16 protein-coding genes are annotated in these 16,477 nt (G+C 57.0%); 8 read left to right on the top strand and 8 right to left on the bottom strand.

Annotation, left to right across the window (positions count from 1 at the left end; translation table 11 throughout):
* Positions 1-31 precede the first annotated feature (31 nt).
* The 4 genes from AC127K_RS04420 to AC127K_RS04405 all read right to left on the bottom strand — a co-directional run bounded on the left by AC127K_RS04420 (position 32) and on the right by AC127K_RS04405 (position 5,938).
* Positions 32-2,635 (bottom strand): DEAD/DEAH box helicase, encoded by a 2,604-nt coding sequence (locus tag AC127K_RS04420; RefSeq protein ID WP_483721728.1) that lies wholly within the window; start codon positions 2,633-2,635, stop codon positions 32-34.
* 13 nt (positions 2,636-2,648) lie between these two features.
* On the bottom strand, positions 2,649-4,412 hold the full coding sequence (locus AC127K_RS04415) for a site-specific DNA-methyltransferase (RefSeq protein ID WP_483721726.1): 1,764 nt from the start codon (positions 4,410-4,412) through the stop codon (positions 2,649-2,651).
* Between the two features lie 120 nt (positions 4,413-4,532).
* Positions 4,533-5,357 carry a nucleotidyl transferase AbiEii/AbiGii toxin family protein gene (locus tag AC127K_RS04410; protein ID WP_483721725.1) on the bottom strand — a complete coding sequence of 275 codons (825 nt, stop codon included), beginning with the start codon at positions 5,355-5,357 and terminating at the stop codon, positions 4,533-4,535.
* Entirely contained in the window at positions 5,354-5,938 is a 585-nt protein-coding gene (locus AC127K_RS04405; protein WP_483721724.1) for a type IV toxin-antitoxin system AbiEi family antitoxin domain-containing protein, read from the bottom strand. Before AC127K_RS04405 ends, AC127K_RS04410 begins: the two co-directional genes overlap by 4 nt.
* Positions 5,939-6,695: 757 nt before the next feature.
* Between AC127K_RS04405 and AC127K_RS04400 the strand changes: the two genes are divergently transcribed.
* From AC127K_RS04400 to AC127K_RS04365, 8 genes are all read left to right on the top strand, one after another.
* Positions 6,696-7,025 (top strand): plasmid mobilization protein, encoded by a 330-nt coding sequence (locus AC127K_RS04400; RefSeq protein ID WP_148318942.1) that lies wholly within the window; start codon positions 6,696-6,698, stop codon positions 7,023-7,025.
* 24 nt (positions 7,026-7,049) lie between these two features.
* The gene (locus AC127K_RS04395; RefSeq protein WP_483722208.1) at positions 7,050-7,217 is read left to right on the top strand and encodes a hypothetical protein; all 168 of its coding nucleotides are present in this window, start codon (positions 7,050-7,052) and stop codon (positions 7,215-7,217) included.
* A gap of 69 nt (positions 7,218-7,286) precedes the next feature.
* On the top strand, positions 7,287-7,961 hold the full coding sequence (locus AC127K_RS04390; RefSeq protein ID WP_483721723.1) for a replication initiator protein A: 675 nt from the start codon (positions 7,287-7,289) through the stop codon (positions 7,959-7,961).
* Entirely contained in the window at positions 7,952-8,815 is an 864-nt protein-coding gene (locus AC127K_RS04385; RefSeq protein WP_483721722.1) for an ATP-binding protein, read from the top strand. Before AC127K_RS04390 ends, AC127K_RS04385 begins: the two co-directional genes overlap by 10 nt.
* 31 nt (positions 8,816-8,846) lie before the next feature.
* Positions 8,847-9,053, top strand: coding sequence for an excisionase (locus AC127K_RS04380; RefSeq protein WP_195560892.1), 207 nt, complete (start codon positions 8,847-8,849; stop codon positions 9,051-9,053).
* A gap of 110 nt (positions 9,054-9,163) precedes the next feature.
* On the top strand, positions 9,164-10,345 hold the full coding sequence (locus tag AC127K_RS04375; protein WP_483721721.1) for a tyrosine-type recombinase/integrase: 1,182 nt from the start codon (positions 9,164-9,166) through the stop codon (positions 10,343-10,345).
* A gap of 113 nt (positions 10,346-10,458) precedes the next feature.
* Positions 10,459-11,589 (top strand): redox-regulated ATPase YchF, encoded by a 1,131-nt coding sequence (gene ychF / locus AC127K_RS04370; RefSeq protein ID WP_483721720.1) that lies wholly within the window; start codon positions 10,459-10,461, stop codon positions 11,587-11,589.
* Between the two features lie 17 nt (positions 11,590-11,606).
* On the top strand, positions 11,607-12,290 hold the full coding sequence (locus tag AC127K_RS04365) for a 5'-methylthioadenosine/adenosylhomocysteine nucleosidase (protein ID WP_483721719.1): 684 nt from the start codon (positions 11,607-11,609) through the stop codon (positions 12,288-12,290).
* 88 nt (positions 12,291-12,378) lie between these two features.
* Here AC127K_RS04365 and mgsA read toward each other — a convergent pair whose 3' ends face one another.
* The 4 genes from mgsA to AC127K_RS04345 all read right to left on the bottom strand — a co-directional run bounded on the left by mgsA (position 12,379) and on the right by AC127K_RS04345 (position 16,477).
* On the bottom strand, positions 12,379-12,777 hold the full coding sequence (gene mgsA, locus AC127K_RS04360; protein ID WP_294541477.1) for a methylglyoxal synthase: 399 nt from the start codon (positions 12,775-12,777) through the stop codon (positions 12,379-12,381).
* 79 nt (positions 12,778-12,856) lie between these two features.
* Entirely contained in the window at positions 12,857-13,603 is a 747-nt protein-coding gene (locus tag AC127K_RS04355; RefSeq protein WP_294541474.1) for a nucleotide-binding protein, read from the bottom strand.
* A gap of 243 nt (positions 13,604-13,846) precedes the next feature.
* On the bottom strand, positions 13,847-15,658 hold the full coding sequence (locus tag AC127K_RS04350; protein WP_483721718.1) for a peptidoglycan D,D-transpeptidase FtsI family protein: 1,812 nt from the start codon (positions 15,656-15,658) through the stop codon (positions 13,847-13,849).
* Positions 15,659-15,715: 57 nt separating this feature from the next.
* Entirely contained in the window at positions 15,716-16,477 is a 762-nt protein-coding gene (locus AC127K_RS04345) for an MreC domain-containing protein (protein WP_483721717.1), read from the bottom strand.

Here is a 16,477-nt window from a genome sequence, read left to right as displayed (position 1 = left end):
TCACTCTCCCAAGCAATAATATCAGAGAAATTTACAATGCCTTGACCGTCTCCACAAATTGCCCCATGCTCACCGCTCCGTGTGGCAGATTTTCCTCGTTCCGGAACACCATGTAATAGCGGTACTGGTTCCCAGCAGCATTCCGCCAAGCCGCACCTAGCTCGATTTTCTCCTGACTGTCATCGTTTTTCAGGTGTTCGCCCTTGGTTTCGGCGAGGATGATCTTACCGCTCTTGGTCATAATCATAATGTCCGGATAGTGGTTAAAGTAGCCGTTGATGGCAAAGCCATGCCGGGCAATATTCCGGTGCCACCACAGCACATTGGGAATGGCCGTCAGCCGCTTCACCAAATCCTGTTCCAGCGCGTTCATGTCCTCCTCGGCTTCATAGAGTGACCTTCCGTAAATCGCCGTACTGTTTGTAGGATGGATTGCCGATGGCAGACGGTAAGACGATTCGCACACGATTTTGCCCCGGTCAAGCCATGTAAAGAAAGTCTCCTTATAGTGCTGATCCAGCAGAGTCTCGATTTTAGCTCGGATTTTTGCGGCAAAGCCCAGCGGGGCTTTTTCCATCGCGGCAAGCTGTTCCCGATCCATCCCGTCCACAATGAGATTGACATAGGCGCGCAAATCGCTGCCATCCACCATGTTCAGCTTGTCCAACTGGTGAATCATCATGTCCTTGCACTGGCGCACGCGGCTTTCCGGGGGTAAACTGCTGAAATACTCCTTGAAATACCGCTGGTCGGCAGCTTCCATCTGGTAAGCCCTCGGCACACTGCGGCCAGTCTCCACATCGACCTTGACGATCTCATCGTCCGCTGCGGCAAAATCAATGTCGTATGCCTTGCCTTTCAGGGTGAAACCGTCTGCAAGCTGTTCCTTGCTCAACAGCACCTTGTCCCCATCGGTAAACAGGGATTGCGGAATCACTTGAAAGAACTGTGGGATCAGCAGCCCGTCTACACTCTCCTGATATTGATGGATGATATGGAATGTGTTCACTTTGTCCCGCACCTCCCATGGCAGAGCGGCGGCAAACGGGTCGTTGTCCGCGCCTTGTACCGCCTGATTGTATGCGTCTCCAGCCTGCTGGGCCTCAGCAAGCATACTGTCCGCTTTCGGGGCGGATTCCGGCGAATTTTCGCTCTCTCTGCGCCGTTGCAGCTCTGCCCCGATGGATTTCCCGTCCAGCCCAGCAAAATCCTCCTGCGGGGCTTCTGGTTCGATGATCGGAAGCTGCTCCGGTACGGGCGCGGGTTTGGCCGGTTCTACCGGTTCGGCAAGGCGGCAATCCCTGTCGCTGAATCCGGCGCTGTTCAGTCCTCGGATGATCTGCTGCACTGTATCGTTGAAATCGTTGGAGGAAGTCAGCACATAGGACATATTCAGGGCCTTTGCCCTGTGCTCCACAGTATAGGGCAGGCGCAAAATACGCCCTAAAATCTGCTCCACATCCACCTGACTGGTTTTGTTGGCAAGGGAAGCCAGAATATAGGCAAAGGGACAGTCCCAGCCCTCTTTCAGCGCGTTTACCGTGATGATGTACCGCACCGGACAGTCCGGGGACAACAAGTCCACATTTTTCAGCTCATTCACATCGGCGGTGCGGATGGCGATATATCCGGCGGGGATCCCGGCATTTATCAACTCCGCCCGCAGTTTTTCAAAAGTGGTCGCATCCTCCTTGCCCTTCGGCTGGGCCTGGAGCAGGGCGATGGGGCGGATGTATTTTCCACCGTTCTGATATTCTGCCGCAGCGATTTCTTCCAGCCTGTCCCGCAGGTCGACCGTGTCCATCAGCACTTCGGCCTGACTGCCCCGGTTGTAAACGATCACCGGCAGCTTGACCATGTGCTCCGCCTTGAGCTGCACCGCGTCCACATAGGAGATGATGTTGCTGCGCTTCTTGGGGGTAGCGGTCAAATCCAGCACAAAGCAGGGGTTAAAATTGGCGAGCATCTCAATACTCAGTTCTGAGCGGGCGTGATGGCTCTCGTCCACAATCACCAAAGGGTTGAGCTGATTGATGACCTGAAACAGCGCCGTCTCGTCCGCTTTCTCGATGGGATTTTCCGGCGTACCCAGCACCTTGGCAAAGGCGGCAAGGTTGCTGTTCTCCTGATAGGCTTTCAAGCCCTCCTTGCCACGACCGCGGAAGGAATCATAGGACAGCACCATAATGGAGAGCTGTTCGGTGACAGCGGTGGGGTTGAAGTTTTGGCCGTTCAAAAGCTCCTGCTTGGTATAGACTTCCACCCGCCCACCGAAATCCACATCAATTTTCTGGCGGTAGGGGTGGCGCGGGTCTTTCAGGGCTTTGACCGTCTGCGTCAAAATTGCATCGGACGGCACCAGCCACACCACCGCTTTTGTCTTGGTGAACGGCAGCGCGTCAAACACAGGCCGGACGGCGTTGCAGGCAAGAAAGGTTTTCCCGCCGCCGGTGGGCACCTTGAAGCAGAGATTGGGAACGCCGGGCAGCACATCCTGATAGATGCCCAGCGTGGGCGCGCCCTTCTCCTGCCAAAAGAGGCGGAAGGAGGCGATATAATCCTTGGTTTCGCCCAGCAATTCCAAATAGCGGTTCAAATCGGCGATGACCTGCCGCTGATAGGTTTTCAGTTCCATGTATGTCGCCTCCTTACAAGCGGCTGATGTCGCGGGGAATTTTCTTGAAAACAATCCCCATCTGCGACAGTTTGCTGTCATCGATGGAGCAGCGGTCGGCGTAAATCACGGTGCCGCCTGCTTTTTCGGTGACGGTAGCCAAGAAATCATAGTCCAACACCGTGATCCGCTGCGGCTCGTAGTAGAAGTAATAGCCGGTGTCGTTGTGCTGGCCGAGGTAATAGGGGGTGTCCCCGGCGGCGGGCGTGTAGGGCGTCTTGGTCTCCATGAACCAGATGTACTCCCGGATTTTTTCTGGCTCTACGGCTTCGTTCAGGTTTTCGCCGATGAGCAGCGGCTCGCCCAGCTCGTAGTAGCTGAAACTGCCGCCGGTGCCATCCACCGCGTTCTTGCCCTCGCCGTAGCCACGGATGACCCGGCGCACGCGCTCGGCGGTGATGCTTTCGGCGTAGTCCATCATTTCCACCAGGATGAATTTGCGGTGTCCGCCGTCGGCCTTGTTCATGTTGAGGACGGCGTGGGCAGTGGTGCCGGAACCAGCGAAGGAGTCGAGCACAATGTCAGTATCTTTCGTTATAGCTTGAATGACGCTTTCAATCAATGAAACCGACTTTGGATAATCAAATTTTTTGGGAGATTCCGGGAAAATTTCTTTGAGTGTCTGTGTGCCATTAACAGTAAAAAAGGACTTTTCTGCCCATATAGTAGGTACCTGCCCGCCTACCGTCTGATTATCTCCAAAAAGCAGTGTAGGAACACCTTCTTCGTGACCTAAAACCTCCAGTTCACCACTTGTTATCTTTTTGATAACACCGCTCGGCAAGTACTGAACGCTAAATTCGTTCTGGTTGTTTCCACTCTTGTTTTTTGAAATTTTTATATATCCCTTTTTCCAGTCGCTTTGCAAGCGTTCCGGTATTTGCCGCCAAACACATTGTTTCCCCTTTGCGGTTACAGGCCATACAGCGACAGTCCCCTGCGGGGCAACAGAATAGTCATAGGGAAAATCAGCCTTTTCTCCGGTATATGTTCCATCGTTAATTTGGTCTTGTAACGATTTTCCAACACCTACAAGCACGCCTTGGTCATTTATAAAAATTGGATATGTTTGATTCGGACGCTGTGTTTTATCGAAAGTACTCAATGTAAGCCCTTCAAATGGGGTTCGATTATTGCCTCCACAAAAATCAAGCGCATTCGCATGAAAATCCATAGGAACAACGAAAATCAAGTACTCATGGACATAGTTAAAACCACCCGATGGTTTTCCTCCAGAAGTCTGAACTGTGATGGTAACAATCTGTTTTGATCCGAAAATCTCTCGCAACAAAGTGACAAGATTATTCAATTCATGATGACCAATGCTTATAATTAAACATCCGTCCTCGGCCAGCAGCTTTTGCAGCAGTTTCAGCCGGGGGTACATCATGCACAGCCACTTATCGTGGCGGGTTAGGTCCTCGCCCTCTTTGCCCACCACTTCGCCCAGCCACTTCTTAATCTTGGGATCGTTCACATTGTCGTTGTACACCCAATTCTCGTTGCCGGTGTTGTAGGGCGGATCGATGTAAATGCACTTTACCTGCCCCTCAAACCGGGGCAGCAGTGCTTTGAGGGCTTCCAGATTGTCCCCGTGGATAATCATGTTCTCGCTGCCGTTATCCCCTGCGTGCTGACCGCTCTCATCGAAGCTGTATCGCCGGTCAAGCACCCGGAAGGGCACCTCTTGATGGTGGTTGATGACCTTCTCTTTTCCAATCCATTCCAATGTGGGCATGGGTCGTTCCTCCCTATTGCTGTTGTCGCAAAAGACCTTTCCCGTATCGGGAGGGCCGTACTTTGTCCAATCGAACCCGCGCTGAGGTGCGGGAGCCTTAATTTCGAGTCCGGGCCGCTGTCAGGTAACCAGCGTTTTCAGTACATCCATGATCTGGCTGTACTCAATGTGGGCGGCGTAGGCAAATTGCTTGCGGTACTTTTCCCACATGGCTTTGAGTTCCCGGCTACTCTCAATGTTGCGCAGAATGGCGGGCACATCCGCAATCTGCCGGGCGGTGCCGCGATGGGCTGCGGTGGCGTTTAACGCTTCGGCGAACACGGCCTTATCAAATTTCTGCGTGGTCGCCAGTATGTACGCATCGTAAAAATCTCTGGGGCGGGTATTGAACACGCCACGCCGCAGAATGGTTTCCACCTTCTCCGCCATAACGGTTTCGATGTTGTATGCCCACAGCTCGTAGGATTTTTCATCATCGAAAATTTCAGAAAACTGGTACTGCACCGCGTGGGGCGTAATGGCGTCCCCAGTGGACACATCAATACTCAGCGGGGTAATCAGCGTGTCAAAATGGGCGTTCAGCATCACACGGTAGCCGCCGTAGATGTCATCCTCCCGGATGGGAGAGATTTTCCCCACCTCAAAGGCCACGCCGTCATCAAAGGGCACGGCGGACACCTGTTCCAGTGCGCTGCGGATAGCCTCCGGGGTCAGGGGCAGGTTTTTTAGAGTTGTGTCCAAATCCATCGTCGCCCGGTTGTCCAGCCCCACGATGGCCGCCACCAGCATCCCGCCTTTCAGCACAAACTTGTCTTTGTATGCAGAGGCCGCAAGGCGGACAAGCAGGCGCTCGAACATATAGTTCTGCAAAATGACCTGCGCCGGGATATTTTTCTGCTTGGCGATGTTGCGGATTTTCGCTTTCAGGCTCATGGCATTGCTCACAGTAGCACCTCCAAATATTGGCGCAGGACGCCCGACACCCGCATCTGACGGGCGTACTCATCCAGCCGGTTCAAATCCTTCTTTGGGCTGATAGCGTATTGTTTCAGCGCCGATAAAAATGTCTCTGTCCCGATCTTGTTGCGGCTGCGGATCACATCACAGATGGTGCGCTCCAAATCGTAGCAGGGAACGGGGTTTCCGGCGGGGGTTTGCAGCATTGTTTTGCCCAGCTCGAACAGCTCCGGTTTGATGTAGTACACCTTGCACTCCGCTTTGATGGCCGCAGACGGGATGCAGCCGGAGGGCGCGGTTACGGTGTGCTCAAAGGGTGTCCGGTCGGAAATCCCATGAAGGAACAGCGCCGTCTCGTGGGAAAAAATAATCTTTCCTGACCGGCGGCTAATGGACAGCAACTCGTCCTGCATATCTTCCGGGAGAACATATTGCCCCTTGACAATGCGGTGAATCTTTTCCGCCTTGCACAGCTTGTAGAGCATCGCTTTGGAAATGCCACGCTGCGCCGCTATTTTCGTTTCGATAATGCCGCCATTTTTATTTGCAATCGCGGCCAGTTCCGTCATATAGTCCATCCGCTCACCTCGCAGCAACAATCTGATAATAGTATATCCAAAATCACGATGATAGTCAACATCTGCATTGACAACATAGAGATAAAATCAGAGTTGATATTATGATGCAAGTCAATTTTTCTTGCGAATTAGTAGGGGTTTGGGTGCTCCCAACAAGAACAAATGGGCAGACTGGCCGACAGGCCGGAACGCTCATTTCGCCGCTGTGTACGGACAGCGGCTGTGCTTGCTGTTCTCTCAAATCTCATATCCGCAGAACATGATGCTTCCGCTTTTTCCAAAGCCGGGAGCATTTTATTTTCACTTTTTTCAGGCAGACCCCTGTTTTTCTCGGAGAAAATGTCCGTTGTAAAGTGAAAAGATTTTTTTGGAGATACCCCCCAATCCATAAAATATTGTCCGTTGTAAAGTAGGAGTGATCTTTCGGATTTTTTGAAAAGTCCCGGACAAACAGCAAAAAACTGTCCGTTGTAAAGTGAGGGGGATTTGCGGATCAAAATTTTTTGCCTGTCATACCCGCTAATCGGCTGAAAAAATGTCCGTTGTAAAGTGAACAACAAGATTTCGCACACGAGTGGACAAAGGCAGAAAATTTGTCCGTTGTAAAGTGGGAGAGAAATTTTTCCCTGAACAGGTACCAAGTTTTTGCTCGAAACTGTCCGTTGAAATATGGGAAGGGATATTTTTTCGGGTGTCCCCCCCAATCTGCAAAAAATTGTCCGTTGTAGTTTGAGGAGGCGAATATCCAATGGCCGAACGCACAAGACCGATCCGCATCGAGTTCTGCGTCACCGAGCAGGAGCGGCGGCTCATCCAAAACAAGATGGCGCAGCTCGGCACCAGGAACATGGGTGCATATCTCCGCAAGATGGCGATTGACGGTTACATCATCAAGGTGGATTACACCCAGCAGAAGAAACTGGCCGCAGCCGTCAGCCGGGCTGCCAGCAATATCAACCAGATTTGCCGCCGCATCAACAGCACCGGGCATTTCTATGCTGAGGATGTTGCGGAACTGAAAGAACGGCAAGCCGAAATTTGGTCGCTGCTCAAAGAGACCCAGCGAAAGGAATTATAACCACAGGAGGCCGCTATGCCGCGTATGAGTAAAAAACGAAAAGAAGAATGGGCGTTCTTCCTGAATGACCGTGGACGCATCGCCTATAACGCCTTGTGCCGCAAGTGCGTCTACAACTGCAAACAAAGTTTCCGTGCTGCGGTGATCGTCTGCCCACATTACCACTCCAAACGATCCCGCCGCCCGCCTTAATTGCCCTGTGCCGGAGAAAGGAAGTGATGCACCATCTACTACAAAACCGATACCCAGCTGCCGCCTTTCGTGCCGTTGCCCCGGTTTATCCTTTGGGGCGAATACTCGATCAATGCCAAACTGCTCTATGCCCTGCTGCTGGGGCGCACACAACTCTCCCAGAAATCCGGCTGGGTGTCGGAGGATGGGAATGTCTATGTGATCTATACCATCCGGCAGATGGCGAATGACCTGAACCGGAGCGAACGGACGGTCAAGGCCGCGCTGGCCGAGCTGGAAAATACGGGCCTCATCACCCGCGTCCGGCAGGGCTGGAACCGGGCAAACCGTATTTTCCTGCAACTGCCCGATGAGGTGCAGCTTTCTTCCCGTCCAGAGGGCAATATCTGCCCGGTGGATGGGCAGAAACCTTCCCCTCGTATGGGGCAAAATTTGCCCACAAGTAAGAAAGAGAAGAATAAAACAGATTCCAGTCAGAATAACAGGAGAGAGAACGCCCGCCGCTGTTTTGGGCAGTATCAGAATGTTTTTCTTTTGGACAGTGAACTGGCCGATCTGCAATCGATATATCCCGGCCAATACGAAGACTACATCAACCGGTTGTCGGCCTATATGGCTTCCAGCGGAAAGCACTACGCCAACCATTACGCTACAATCCGCAAGTGGCTGGACGAGGACAGCAAATCGAAACCCGGTAAGAATTACGACTACACAGAGCCCTATGAGGAAGGAGAATGTTTGTGAATGTGAATCCAATCATGGCTGCAATCGTTGAGGCAGCCGATACCCTGAACACCGCGCCGGAGGATTACATCAACCCGGATGACGGGCTGAAATACTGCGGCAAGTGCCACACGCCCAAGGAAGCCTATTTTCCTGAACAGTACCGTAAAAACGGGCTGGACAAGCATCCGATTGCCTGTAAATGCGCGGCTGAGGAACGGGCACGGCGTGAAGCAGAGCAGCGGGAGCTGGAACGGCTAAATCGGATTGCCGTGCTCCGCTCCGAGGCGTTCCGGGACATTCCCGCCGCCGGATGGCGGTTTGAAAACGCCAAAGTGATGACTCCACAGCTCGTGAAAGCGAGAAGATATTCCGAAAACTGGGATGCTTTTCGCAGCGAGGGAACCGGGCTGCTTCTATTCGGGAATGTGGGCACTGGAAAATCCTATGCAGCGGGTTGCATTGCAAACGCCCTGATTGAGAAAATGGTTTCCGTCCTGTTTGTCGGGCTGTCCGATGTGGTGAACCGGATGCAGGGCAACTTCGGCGCGGATCGGGATGCCTACCTGAAAACGCTGATGCGCCCGGAGCTGCTGATTTTGGATGACTTGGGCGCGGAGCGTAACACCAGCTTCGGCAAGGAGCGCGTGTTTGATGTGGTCAATAAGCGTTTGTTGACTGGCAAACCGATGATCGTCACCACCAACATCCCACTCTCTGTGATGCAGAAAGCTGCCGATCTGGATGAGCGCCGCATCTATGACAGGGTTTTGGAGGCCTGCGTTCCCATCCAGTTTAACGGTGAGAATTTCCGAAAAGGCAATGCTGCGGAAAATGTGAAACGGGCGGCGAAAATTTTGAACCAGGAAAATTGATGAACTTCTATTCTACGAAAGGGGCAATCAGATGGATAATTCCATCGGCAAGGTACCGATCCACCTGAAAATGACGCTCACGGCAAAGGAAGCCGCCGAGTACAGCAATATCGGAATCAATAAAATTGACAGTATGCTGCGTTCGCCAAACTGCCCGTTTGTGCTTTTTGTGGGTAGCAAGAAATTGGTGAAGCGCAAAGAGTTTGAACAGTACATCAGTCAGGCGCTCGTGATCTGACATAGCATTTGAAAAATTCGCGGAGAAGCCTTGAGGAAAAGAGCACCATGCGCTATACTATATAGTGTAGTAGTATGCTCTTTTCTTCTCTGCGGGAAAGGAGCTCGTCCATGGGAAAGAATCTCAAGGGAAAAGACTGCGGTAAGGGTATCTACCAAAGAAAGGACGGATTGTATAGCGCACGATTTGTTGATAGAGCCGGGAAGCGGCATGAGAAGTATTTTCAGACGCTGCCCGAGGCGCGAAACTGGATTGAGGACGCAAAGTACGCCGATAAGCACGATGATGTATTTGTGGCTACCGATACGACGGTTGATGAGTGGTTCAATTTCTGGATTGAAAATATTGTCGGGGATCTGGCACCCAACACGCTCAGAAATTACCGGGAACGATATGTCCGCAATATTCAGCCGGTAATCGGGAAGATGTTGATTGCCAATGTAAAACCGATGCACTGCAAAAAGGTGTTCATCCAGATGGGTGCGGATTACGCAGGCTCCACCATTCGCCAGGCATACATCACAATGGGGACAATGTTTAAGGCGGCGAAGATGAACGACCTGATTGCAAAGCACCCCATGGATGGCGTTCGGTTTTCAAAGCCCGTTCGCGCTGTGGATGATATTCACTATCTGACGCGGGAGGAACAGCGCCTATTTCTCGAAACCGCACGGCGCTCCCACAATTACAACCAGTATGCGCTCATCCTCGAAACGGGATTGCGCACCGGGGAAATGATTGGCTTAACATGGGACGCCATCGACTTTGAGCGCCGGACGCTTACGGTAAACAAGACCTTGGAGTTTCGCCATGCACAGAAAGTTTGGCGTGCTGGTCCTCCCAAAACTCAGCAGAGCTATCGCACTATTCCTTTGACGGATAAAGCGTATGACATTCTGAAAAAGGTGTGGGATAGCCGGAGCAGCAGAAAAGAATCCCCGCTGCTGTCGCAAACGCTGGAATATATGGACAGGCGCACCGGCGTTACTTCCCGGCTTGTGATGCGTGATCTGGTCTTTATCAACTGGCGCACAGGGGAACCGGCGAAAAACAGTTCCTATGATACCCACCTCTATAAGCTTTGCGATGAAGCGGGGATCAACCGCTTTTGTATGCACGCGCTGCGCCATACCTACGCAACCCGTGCGATTGAAAGCGGAATGCAGCCGAAAGTGCTGCAAAAGCTGCTGGGACACGCCAGCATTAAAACCACAATGGATCGGTATGTCCATGTAACCGATGAAACGCTGGATCAGGCAGTCAAGCAATTTCAACTCAGCAGCGTATGTTGATATAACTTAATACAAGTCGATGCGCAAATGGCGTAAAAATGGCGTAGCCACCAAAACGCCAAAGCGCGAAAACCCTTGTAAATACAGCATTTTTTAAGGAGATGTAGAGATATATGAAATTAGGTATCGTCGGCCTGCCCAACGTGGGCAAGTCCACTCTGTTCAACGCCATCACTTCCACCCGCAACGCCCAGGCGGCCAACTATCCCTTCTGCACCATCGAGCCGAACTCCGGCATCGTGGCGGTGCCGGACCCCCGTCTGGACAAGCTGGCCGAGATCTGGAAGACCGACAAAAAGACCCCTGCCACCGTGGAGTTTGTGGACATCGCCGGTCTGGTCAAGGGTGCAGCCTCCGGCGCGGGCCTGGGCAACAAGTTCCTGGGCCATATCCGGGAATGCGACGCCCTGGTGCATGTGGTTCGCTGCTTTGACGATGACAACATCGTCCATGTGGTGGAGGATGTGAACAAGCCGGAGAGCGTGGACCCCATCCGGGATATCGACGCCATCGACCTGGAACTGATCCTCTCCGACCTGGAAATGGTCAACAACCGTCTGGGCCGCCAGCAGAAGGCTGCCAAGACCGGCAACAAGGCCGCCGCCGCAGAAGCCGCCTGGCTGGCCGACCTGGCCGCCCATCTGGAAGCCGGCCAGCCCGCCCGTACCTTTGCGTTTGATGAGGAGGACATCGCCCAGCTGGCCGCCCGCAAGGAGCTGGGCCTGCTGTCCGCCAAGCCGGTGATCTACGCCTGCAACGTGGGCGAGGATGACCTGCTGGGCGGGCTGGATGCCAACCCCTACTACCCCCTGGTGGTGGCCCGGGCCGAGGCCGAGGGTGCCCAGGCCATGCCCATCTGCGCCAAGACCGAGGAGGACATTGCCGACTCCACCCCCGAGGAGAAGCTGGCCTTCCTGCAGGAGATGGGCATTGAAGCCACCGGTCTGGACAACCTGATCAAGGCCAGCTACAAGCTGCTGGGCCTCATCAGCTTCCTCACCGACGGCAAGAAGGAATGCCGCGCCTGGACCATCAAGGCGGGCACCAAGGCACCCCAGGCTGCGGGCAAGATCCACTCCGACTTTGAGCGGGGCTTCATCCGCGCCCAGGTCATCAGCTACGACGAGCTGGCCGCCGACAACTTCGACTACGCCGCCGTCAAAGCCAAGGGCAAGCAGCGCACCGAAGGCAAGGAGTATGTGGTGCAGGACGGGGACATCATCGAGTTCCTGTTCAACGTCTGAGGAAAGGGGAAAAGACCATGGTCATCGGCATTATGGGCGCCATGCCCGAGGAAGTGGCACAGCTGTGTGAGAAGCTGTCCGATGTGCAGAAGGAGACCTACGCCGGGGTGGAGTATTACCGCGGCAGCCTGGCGGGCAAGCAGGTGGTGGTCTGCTGCGCCGGCATGGGCAAGGCCAACGCTGCCGCCACCACCCAGGTGCTGGCCGGCCGCTATGGCGCCGAAAAGATCATCTTCTCCGGCATTGCGGGCAACATGACCAGCAAGATCGGCATCGGGGATGTGTGCGTGGGCCGCACGGTGGTCTACCACGACGCCCAGAATGATATGATCTGCCAGAGCGCCCCCTTCCTGCAGGAGTTTCCCGGGGACGAGACCCTGGTCAGCGCCGCCATGCAGGCCTGTGAGCGCTGCGGCGTGAAAGCCATTGCGGGCAAGATCGCCACCGGCGACACCTTTGTGGGTGACGCCGAGACCAAGCGTCTCATTGAAGAAAAATGCCACCCCGACTGTGTGGAGATGGAAGGGGCGGCCGTGGCCCAGATCGCGGCGCGCAACGGGGTCCCCTGCGTGATCCTGCGTGCCATGAGCGACAACGCCGACGAGGACGGGTACGAAGTGCTGGTGGTGCGGGATTTCAGCATTGCCGAGTATGTGCGCACCGCCACCGCCATTGTGGAGACGATGATCGAAAGCCTGTAACAGGCTCCCGGACAAACAACAAAGCCCTTCCCGGTATGCAGTTGCCGGGGAGGGCTTTTTCACTCTCTTATTTTTCCTATACAGGGGATCACGGATTCAGGATGGTGCGCCAATCCAGGTCGCCGTGTTCCAGACCGTGGATGAGCACTTCGGCGGTGGCGATGTTGGTGGCCACCGGGATGTTATGTACGTCGCACAGGCGCAACAGGTTCATCTCGTTGGGTTCACCGGGCTTGGCGGTGATGGGGTCGCGGAAGAAGAGGAGCATGTCCACCTCGTCGCAGGCGATGCGCGCCGCGATCTGCTGGTCACCGCCGTGTTCCCCCGGCATGAAGCGCTGTACATCCAGCCCGGTGGCTTCGGACACCAGCCGCCCGGTGGTCCCGGTGGCGATCAGCCGGTGCGACGCCAGAATGCTGCGATACGCGATGCAGAACTGAACCATCAGTTCCTTTTTGGCATCGTGTGCAACCAATGCAATCGTCATAACAAACCCCGCTTCCCTCATGCCAGCGGCATGATGAACAACATATAATTCTCGACCAAAGAAAAACCCCGCAATGGGTTCAACCGGTAAATGTCAATGGAATCCGCTGCCCCAGCACCCGGCCCGCCATGGCGGCACCGGCTTTCTGGGCGGCACAGCCCTGGGGCAGGGCCTCGCCCTGTGCCCCGGCCAGCTGCAGTTCCCGGCTTTCAGGGATCACGGCCAGCAGCCGCACCCCCACGGTGTCGATGCATTCGTCCAGATCAAACACCGGCGCTCCCCGCCCGAAACTCTGGCGGGTCACCCGGTTCATGACCAGACGCACATTGTCCTGGGGATGTCCGCCCTCAATGAGCGCGTCGGCCACAATCCGCCCGTCGCGCAGCGCCACCGGGTCCGGCGTAAGCACGATCAATGCCTGTTCCGCCAGCTGGGCAGCGGCCTGGAAAGGGGCGCCCATACCGGCGGCGGTATCAAACAGGATAAAATCAAAATATCCGCGCATGGCCAGGATCAAAGCGGCCAGCGGCGCCGGACGGACTTCGCCGCCCTCATAGGGTGCACTGATGACCGAAAGCCCCGGATAGATGGGACTGGGCACAATGGCCTTGTCGCCCTGACAGCGGCCGCACAGTACATCCTCGATATCATACACGGTCTTGCCGTATACCCCTGCGATCAGGTCCACGCTGCGCAGCCCGGAATCCAGCTCAATGAGCAGGACCCGCCGTCCCTGTCGGGCCAGTTCGGCGCCCAGCAGGACCGAGGTGGTGCTTTTGCCGGTACCGCCCTTGCCGGAACAGATCATGATGGTTTGTGCGTTCACGTCAGCGGGCCTCCGGTCGGTTTTTGTGGAAATGATGCAGCAGACATTACCCCGAGCATAGTACACTATTTAACTATACATGGGGTTATCCTTTATTATTCTAGCACAAGACAAGACCCCCGACAACTGTTTTTTTGATAAAAATTGGACAGAATTTTTGCACACAATCACGGCAAAATACGCCGCTGGCCCACGGCGTGACGTTAACTTTTGCACACAAAAGGGCTTTCTGTTTGTTGCAGTTTATCCAAATAAAGCATCAGCCACTGCCCGCATGACGGGGGCCGCATTGGCGCCGCCGCCCCCGTATTCCAGCACCACCGCCACCGCATATTGGGGGGCCTGGGCGGGAAAATATCCGATGAGCACCGAGTTGGTGTAGTATCCGCCGCCGGGGGCCCGCTCGGGGCGCTGGGGGCTTCCGGTCTTGCAGGCCAGGGGCACCGGTGCCTCCCGCAGGGCGGAGAGGGTCTGGGCCATCTGGATCATCCCTTCCCGGATGGGGGCAAACACCTCTTCGCCCCCCGGCGCCTGCGCAATGGTGCGGGGTTCATACTGCCACACGGTCCGTCCGGCGGTGTCCACCGCCCGGTCGGCAAAATGCAGGGCGGGGCGCTGCCCGTCATTGGCCAGGGCGGCCGCGTAGGCTGCCAGCTGCAGGGGCGTCACGGCGGTATTGCCCTGGCCGATGGCTGCCTGCAGGGCCAGACCGTCCTGGTAGTTTTCGTCGGTGGTCCAGGTCAGCCGCCCCGCCGCCGCGGGCAGCTCAATGCCGGTGTCGGCCCCCAGCCCCAGCTGCTGGGCGGTGGCCGAAAAGGCATCCACCCCCAGCCGGCGGCCCACATCATAAAAGTAGATGTTGCAGCTGTGCCGCAGGGCGGTCAGCAGATTCACCGGCCCGCTGTGGCCCAGCTGCAGGCATCCCGGCTGGTAGCCGCTGTAATACAGATACCGGCCGGTGCAGTTCACCGTGTCCTCCACCGTGATGAGCCCTGCCGCCAGGGCGCTGGCCGCCACCGCCGGCTTGAAGGCCGACCCCGGCGCATACAGTCCGGCGCACACCCGGTCCAGCAGGGGAGCGCCCTCATCCGCCGCCAGAGCGGCATAGTCGCGGCGCCAGGTATTCAGGTCGTATCCCGGCCAGCTGGCCGCCGCCAGCACCCCGCCGGTCTGCACATCCACCACCACGGCGGCCCCGGCATTGCACTCCCGGCCGGCCCCTGCCCCGGCGGTGGTCTGCAGGGTCCGGATGCGGTCCTGCAGGGCCGCCTGCACCGTCTTTTGCAGCCCGCTGTCCAGGGTCAGGACCAGGGTGTCCCCGGGTACGGGGGATTGGGCCACCGTCTCGCTGCGGGTGCCGTCAAACCCGGCCGATACCCGGATGCGCCCGTCCTGCCCCCGCAGCAGTTCATCGTATACCTTTTCCAGCCCGCTCTGGCCGATCTCCGCGTTCATGGCCACCCCGGCGGTGCGCAGGGCGTAGTCCTCCGCCTCCCATTGTTCGGCGGTGATGGGGCCGGTGTCCCCCAGTGCATGGGGGAGCAGGGTGCCGTCCGGCCAGCTCCGGGTACCCCGGGCCACCAGACGCACCGCCCCGCTCTGGGGCAGACCGGTGGCGTACAGGGCGGCGGCCTGGGCACCGGTCAGCCCCTCGGCCAGGGTCAGCTCCCCGGCACTGGCGGCAGAAAAAAAGGCGGCGAGCTGTGTTTCCACATCCTCGCCGCTTGCGTCGGTCAGTTGATAGTCCTGCAGGATCTGCCATGTCTGCTGTAGGGTCGTGCCTTCCGGAGCGGGCAGGCACAGGTTCAGGTCATACACCGTATCATCCCGGGCCAGGATCTTTCCGTTCCGGTCCACAATGTCTCCCCGGGCTGCCGGCAAGGCCACGCTGTAGCTGGTCTGGCTGGCTTCCGCCACCTTCTGGGCGTAGTGGTCGGCCATGACGAACTGCATCCAGGCCAGCCGCACCGCAAACAGCACGAACACCGCCCCGCACAACACCAGCAGGACGGTCAGCCTCTTTTTGCTCGGCGTGGTTCTGCGCCGTTTGCTCATTGTTCTCACCCAGCCTTCCGCCAGCTATTATACACAGCAAGCGCAAAAAATGCAATATCAGCCGTCTTGTGCGCCCTCCGGCAGAAAGAATACGGCCCCCGCCATGCTGCCGGTGTCCTGTAGGGGGGCCTGCTCGGTCAGACCGGTGCTGTCGGCGGCGGGGGCTTCGGCCAGGGTGCCCACCCACAGTCCGTCGGCGGTGGTCACCGCCGTGCCGGCTTCCAGGCCGCTGTGCCGGGGCAGCCCGCTCACCAGCAGGGCTCCGCCCTTGCGCAGCAGCACGCCGCAGCAGTCCCCGGCCAGCACCGCCGCCGCCCCCCGGTCCCGCCCTGCCGGGGCCACCCGGCTGCCGGTGCCGTCCACGGCGCTCACCACCCCGGCCAGCCGCCCCTCCTCATCCAGCACCGGGGCACCGGGGGCGTACTGCCCCGCCAGGGTCATGGTCCCTTCCGGCTGGCGGGCGATGACCCGGACCGGTGTCCAGCCGCCGGTTTCGGGGCGGGCAGGACTTTCCAGCAGGGTGCGCAGGGCCTGGTTTTCGGCTTCCAGCGGCGCCGCGGCGGCCACGGCGGCGTGCAGGATGGCGCTGCGCCGCCGCAAAGACTGCAGCCGGCGGGTGTACCCGGGCACAAAATGCTCGGCCAGCAGGGTGTCCGCCCGGGCCGGAACCTGGGCCAGCACCGCCCATACCGGGCCCAGCCGGTCCCGCAGGCACCATCCCGCCGCCGTCAGCAGCAATACCGCCCCCAGCACCGCCAGCTGCCGACGTCGCTGCCGCCGGCTCCGCCGTCCCCGGGTGAAATCCAGTCCGTCCCGCAT

The organism is Subdoligranulum sp. DSM 23681 (genome assembly GCF_057005535.1).
The sequence above is the reverse complement of the archived record's forward strand: the minus strand, read 5'-3'. Positions and strand labels throughout refer to the sequence as shown.